At 58.2% G+C, this 5,384-nt stretch carries 6 protein-coding genes and 1 pseudogene; 4 read left to right on the top strand and 3 right to left on the bottom strand.

What is annotated here, in order from left to right; genetic code table 11:
• Positions 1-160: 160 nt before the first annotated feature.
• From CINSTRO3249_RS12350 to envC, 3 genes are all read right to left on the bottom strand, one after another.
• A complete protein-coding gene (locus CINSTRO3249_RS12350) occupies positions 161-934 on the bottom strand; it encodes a glycosyltransferase (protein WP_254304363.1) in 774 nt (257 codons plus the stop codon).
• 228 nt (positions 935-1,162) lie between these two features.
• Positions 1,163-2,095, bottom strand: coding sequence for a divergent polysaccharide deacetylase family protein (locus CINSTRO3249_RS12345; protein WP_074013502.1), 933 nt, complete (start codon positions 2,093-2,095; stop codon positions 1,163-1,165).
• A 34-nt stretch (positions 2,096-2,129) separates the two neighbouring features.
• On the bottom strand, positions 2,130-3,428 hold the full coding sequence (gene envC / locus CINSTRO3249_RS12340) for a murein hydrolase activator EnvC (protein WP_074013500.1): 1,299 nt from the start codon (positions 3,426-3,428) through the stop codon (positions 2,130-2,132).
• 208 nt (positions 3,429-3,636) lie between these two features.
• On the opposite strand from envC, the gene CINSTRO3249_RS12335 reads away from it, so the two are divergent.
• From CINSTRO3249_RS12335 to CINSTRO3249_RS12320, 4 genes and pseudogenes are all read left to right on the top strand, one after another.
• Entirely contained in the window at positions 3,637-4,068 is a 432-nt protein-coding gene (locus CINSTRO3249_RS12335) for a rhodanese-like domain-containing protein (RefSeq protein WP_074013499.1), read from the top strand.
• A gap of 26 nt (positions 4,069-4,094) precedes the next feature.
• Positions 4,095-4,346: a glutaredoxin 3 gene (gene grxC / locus CINSTRO3249_RS12330; RefSeq protein WP_074013498.1), complete on the top strand. Its 252-nt coding sequence runs from the start codon at positions 4,095-4,097 to the stop codon at positions 4,344-4,346.
• A gap of 63 nt (positions 4,347-4,409) precedes the next feature.
• Entirely contained in the window at positions 4,410-4,880 is a 471-nt protein-coding gene (secB, locus tag CINSTRO3249_RS12325; RefSeq protein ID WP_074013497.1) for a protein-export chaperone SecB, read from the top strand.
• A 2-nt stretch (positions 4,881-4,882) separates the two neighbouring features.
• Positions 4,883-5,242, top strand: a pseudogene (locus CINSTRO3249_RS12320) (2-dehydropantoate 2-reductase N-terminal domain-containing protein); the annotation flags it as partial.
• Positions 5,243-5,384: the final 142 nt, after the last annotated feature.

Raw genomic sequence — 5,384 nt, 5'->3', positions numbered from 1 at the left:
CGTCATATGCTGTTTAACCAGCGTCTGATATCGGCGGGTAAGGCGAGAGTCAATCCCGCCAACAGATAGGTTGAAATCATTCTGCAAAGTAATAACAGGTATCACGATAAATGTGTAGATACCTATGATTAAAGGGCTTCCGGCTAACCCATCGTTCAACTTAAGAGTCCAGAAATGATTGCCACCCCACAATACTGCCGAACAGGAAGGTGCCCGCATCGGCGCCGAGGGATTGGCGCAGTCGGGCGCCGTCCGGCAGCGGCTGATGAATATCGATGCCGTTAAACACCGTTTGGCACAGCGCCGGCCGGATACCGCCGTGGATCAGGGTTTGCCGCACGCCCTCGGATACCGCGATGACGCTGCGTGCGCCCCGGTTGACCCGGGCGACGATGTGCGGGTCGAGGACCGGTTCAATGCGGCAATGTTGCACGACCGCCACCGGCAGACCCTCGGCCGCGCTATACCCTTCCACATTGGAGCTGGGCTGATTATTCATATACAGCAGGTGAAAGTTCCCCGCGCGCAGCAGGGCGGCAAGCTGCCGTGCGTTGGGCGCGATGCGCCAGACATGATCGATAGCTTGCACGGCGCGTTGGCGCCAGTGGGCGTGGAACAGTAATAGGCCGCGCAGGATTTCCTTGCTTATCTTTGCCCACAGCGGCTGCCGGCGCTGGGCAATAAACCGCGTCGGAATACCGATGGCGCTCAGAACGTCGCCGATGGTTTCTTCATTGTCGCGCTGATAATTATGGTAAAAACAACAGGTAATATCAAACCGGCTGCGGTCAATACGTTTAAGGAGTTCCAGCAGGCTGTTGGTGCCGCCGCCCCACTCTTTGCCGTTATCCAACAGCAGAATTTTCAACCGACCTTTGGCATCGTCATGCATTTCCACCGCATAGACCTCCCTCATTTCGGTGCATGGTAGCATAGATGCATTACCCGCACTATTTCACCGCCGAAAGGCAGCGAGCGCCGGTGGTTCACGCTGGTGGGGAAAATCGGCGATGGCGGGTAAGCGAAAGACGGGCGTTGCGGCTGTGACCGGGGGCGGGCCGCAATCTTTTTTTAACTTGAGAGTCTTGATGCGGTCAGACCGTTGCAAAGGCGCCCCTGCTTTGCCTGACCGATTGAGACAGGGTACGCCTTTCCCGGTCGGTTATTGTGCCGCGTCAGGGTTCCCGGCATCGGCTTTGCCCGCGTTGGGCTTCCCGGCGACAGGGGCCGTCTCGCCGCGCAGGATACTGCGCCACGTGTCGGCAACGCTTGAGGCGATGGCGCCCAGCATGGCATCGGCATAAATCGGCGGCGCCGGCTGACGACTCGGACAATAGGGCACGCCGCGGAAGGGGCGCGTCGGCGCCGGTTTAGCCACCGGCGGCGACGCGGGGGCTGTCGCGGGACGTTCGTTAAGCAGCATACTCGGACGCACCAGGACAATATCTCCGGGCAGGGACGGCAGCATCTGTTGCAGCACGCGCACCGTGGCCGGATGCGGATGACCGATAGCGATAGCGAAACCGTTGCGGCGGGCCAGCGCCACCGCGCGATTGAACTGGTGGCGGATGTCGGCCTCATTAGCGGTGTCGTCCAGGAACACCTGTCGCTTGAGGACCCGGACACCGGTGCCGGCGGCGGCGGGTACCGCCTGACTGTTGCCGATCGTCACGCTATCGAGAAAATAGTAAGAATAGTGGCTTAACGCCTGCATCACATGTTGCATGCCGCTGAGACTGGAGGTCATCGCGCTGCCCATATGGTTGTTCAACCCCACCGCATAAGGAACTTTTTGGGTCGCCTGCTGGATAATGTCCGCCACCTGGTCGCGGCTCATCGCCGGCGTGAGCGTGTTGCGCTCCAGAGGCTGTTTGCTTAAGGGCGCCATCGGCAGATGAATGAGGATTTCGCGCCCCTGTTGATGGGCTTTAAGGGCCATCTCCCGGGCATGGGGCGCATCGGGTAGCACCGCGATGGAAACGTTAACCGGCATGGCAAGGACCTGATTCTCGGTCGCGGGCCGGTAGCCGAAATCATCAATGACAATAGCCAGCTTTCCCGCCTGCGCCACAGGGCATGCCAGCAGCAGGAACATCACGATAGCGGTGCTACAGGTTTTAATCGACAAACTACCTTCCTAACCAGGGTATGGGATTGACCGCCTGGCCCTGACGGCGAATTTCAAAATAAAGCGACGGCGTGCCCTGGCCGCCGCTGGCCCCGACCAGCGCAATCGGCTGCTCGGCTTTGACCTGATCGCCGACGTTAACCAGCGCGCTTTGGTTGTAACCATAGAGGCTCATATCGCCCTTGCCGTGCTCGATGACCACCATCAGGCCGTAGCCCTGCAGCCAGTCGGCCATCAGCACGCGGCCGGCGGCGATGGCCTTCACTTCGCTGCCTTCCGCTGCCGCGATGACCAGCCCTTTATAACGCAACTCCCCCTGCTGAGGCTCGCCAAAGCGATGAAGCGTACGGCCCCGCACCGGCCACAAATCCTGTCCCGCCGGTCGGCCGAGCCCGCCGGTACGGGCGACCAGCGCCCGCTCGCTCTCGCTGGGCTTATAAGTGCTGCCGCGGCTTTTCGCTTGTGCTTCCCGTTCACGCACCCGCTGCGCCTCCCGCGCTTCCCGCTGCGCACGGGCTTTCGCTTCCCGCTCGGCGCGGGCGATAGAATCGCGTAACCGCGCCTCGTTTTGATGCAGCTCCGCCAAGCGTTGCTTATCTTCCGCGATGGACGAATTCAAACCACTCAAGGTTTTCTGGCGCGCGGCGCGGGCGCCCTGCAAGGTTTGCTGTTGCTTTTGCTGCTGCTGTAACACCTGTTGCTGCTGTTGTTGTTTCTGCTGCTGCTCGCGCTTTTGCGCCGCCAGATCGGTTCGGGTCTGGCGCAGGTCATTGATGGTTTTGGTACGCGCTTCGTTCAGGTAGCTGAAGTAGGCCAGGATGCGCTCGCTGCGCAGACTTTCCTCGTTACTGAGGATCAACTGTAGCCCGGAATGCTGCCCCTGACGGAATGCGGCGTCCAACTGCTGCGCCAGCAATTTCTGCTGTGCGGCCTGACGGTCCTGTAATTGACGAATGGAACGTGTCAGCCGATCAATATCGCCCTTCAGCGTCGCCAGGGTATGCTGTGTATCCCGCAGGGCGCGGGACGAGCGGGAGATGGACTGTTCTTGTTCTTTCAATTGGCCGAGCAAGGCGGTGCGCTGCTTTTGCTGCTGCTGGACGCTTTTTTCTTTGGCGAGGATATTTTGTTGCACCGTTTCTAGCTGTTGCTTGTTGTCCGCGGCGTGACCGGCGGCGGGCAATAGCAGAGTGCCGGCGCAAAGCATGCCGGCGCAAAGACGAGACCTGAATCCGGTGGCGCGGTGCCGATCGCCGGCGCGCGTGGGATATGAATGTTTTAACGGTGCAATTTCCCTCATGGCGGCGATTATTTCACGTTGAACAGCGGCTTACCAGTCATCTATTAATGCTTTGGCATCGGTTTCGTCCGAGATTTTTGCGCCGTGACGTGCATTGCCGCCAGTTTCTTGACGATGTATCGGTATAGAGGCTGAATTTGCCCGGCGGCGAGGGTATACTCGAATGCTTTGACGTTGGGTCATTTATTAACGGGAGTTTTCTCACCCCATGCAAGAAATTATGCAATTTGTCGGCAATCATCCCATGCTGAGTTTGGCGTGGGTGGTCCTTTTGGGTGCCGTAATTTTTACTACTTTCCAAAGCCGTTTTTCCAAGGTGGGCGACATTGCCCGCGGTGAAGCTATCCGACTGATCAATAAGGAAGATGCGGTGATTGTTGATCTGCGTAACCGGGATGATTACCGTAAGGGGCATATCGCCAACAGCCTGAGTCTGACGGCGGCAGACATCAAATCCGGCAATCTGGGCGAGCTGGAAAAAGCCAAGGGTAAGCCGGTCATCGTTGTCTGCGCCAGCGGCACCAGCTCGCGCGATCCGGCGCAAAACCTGATCAAAGCCGGCTTTGAACGGGTTTATGTGCTTAAAGAAGGCATATCCGGCTGGAGCGGGGAAAATTTACCGCTGGTCCGGGGTAAATAACTCTTTTCCATCAAAAAGGGAAAACCATGGCCAATATCGAAATTTATACCAAAGCGACTTGCCCCTATTGCCATCGCGCCAAAGCGTTAATTACCCGCAAAGGGGTGCCTTTTAAGGAGATCCCCATTGATGGCGACGTGGATCTGCGCGAAGAAATGATAAAGCGCAGCGGCCGCACCACGGTGCCGCAAATCTTTATCGATGGCAAGCATGTGGGCGGGTGTGACGATTTGCATGCGCTCGATGCGCGCGGCGGCCTGGATCCCCTGCTTAAATAAACAGAACCGACGGGTCGTGCGCCTTAGCCCCCGTACCCGGCACTTTAACCAAAGGGTTTTTCAATGTCAGAACAAAATAATACCGAGATGGCGTTTCAAATTCAGCGCATTTATACCAAGGATGTGTCGTTTGAAGCGCCGAATGCGCCCAAGGTGTTCCAGCAGGAATGGCAGCCTGAAATCAAACTGGATCTGGATACCGCGTCCAGCCAGCTGGCGGAGGATATCTATGAAGTCGTACTGCGGGTCACCGTGACGGCGTCGTTGGGCGAAGATACCGCCTTTCTGTGCGAGGTCCAGCAGGCGGGCATATTCACCATCTCCGGCATTGACGGCACCCAAATGGCGCACTGTCTCGGCGCCTACTGCCCGAATATTCTTTTCCCCTACGCCCGTGAGTGTATCACCAGCCAGGTATCCCGTGGCACCTTCCCGCAGTTGAATCTGGCGCCGGTCAATTTTGATGCGCTGTTCATGAATTACCTGCAGCAGCAGGGCGACGGCGACGCCAGCCAGCCGGCTCAGGACGCCTGATCATGCCCGGCGATGCGTCAATGATTGTTATTGGTGCCGGCTCGTACGGTACGGCCCTGGCTATCACCTTGGCGCGTAACGGTCATGAGGTGTTGCTGTGGGGTCACGATCCAGCCCATATCCAGGCGTTGGAGGCGGCGCGCTGCAATCAGGCTTTTTTGCCCGACGTGCCGTTTCCGCCGACGCTGCGCCTGGAAGCATCGCTGCCGACGGCGCTGGCCGCCAGCCGTGATGTGCTGATCGTGGTGCCGAGCCACGTCTTCGGGCAGGTGCTTACCCAACTCAAACCCCATCTGCGTCCAGATGCCCGCATTGTCTGGGCCACCAAGGGATTGGAGGCGGAAACCGGCCGGCTGTTGCAGCATAGGTATCTACATTGAATCACCCCGGATAAATTAGAGTCTATACTTTAAAAGTGGAGGTCTCTATGACAACGACCAAACGTTACTCTCCGGAAGTCCGTGAACGGGCAGTTAATCTAGTGCTGGAAACTCAGCATGAGCA

The organism is Candidatus Sodalis sp. SoCistrobi (assembly GCF_900143145.1).
Taxonomy (GTDB): Bacteria; Pseudomonadota; Gammaproteobacteria; order Enterobacterales; family Enterobacteriaceae; genus SoCistrobi.
This window is presented reverse-complemented; position numbering and strand designations above follow the sequence as displayed.

What these genes read in the sequence shown, in the direction of transcription:
- CINSTRO3249_RS12350 (WP_254304363.1), bottom strand. Translation starts at nt 934, where the DNA reads ATGCTACCATGCACCGAAATGAGGGAGGTCTATGCGGTGGAAATGCAT.
- grxC (WP_074013498.1), top strand. Translation starts at nt 4,095, where the DNA reads ATGGCCAATATCGAAATTTATACCAAAGCGACTTGCCCCTATTGCCAT.
- envC (WP_074013500.1), bottom strand. Translation starts at nt 3,428, where the DNA reads ATGAGGGAAATTGCACCGTTAAAACATTCATATCCCACGCGCGCCGGC.
- CINSTRO3249_RS12345 (WP_074013502.1), bottom strand. Translation starts at nt 2,095, where the DNA reads ATGTTCCTGCTGCTGGCATGCCCTGTGGCGCAGGCGGGAAAGCTGGCT.
- CINSTRO3249_RS12335 (WP_074013499.1), top strand. Translation starts at nt 3,637, where the DNA reads ATGCAAGAAATTATGCAATTTGTCGGCAATCATCCCATGCTGAGTTTG.
- secB (WP_074013497.1), top strand. Translation starts at nt 4,410, where the DNA reads ATGTCAGAACAAAATAATACCGAGATGGCGTTTCAAATTCAGCGCATT.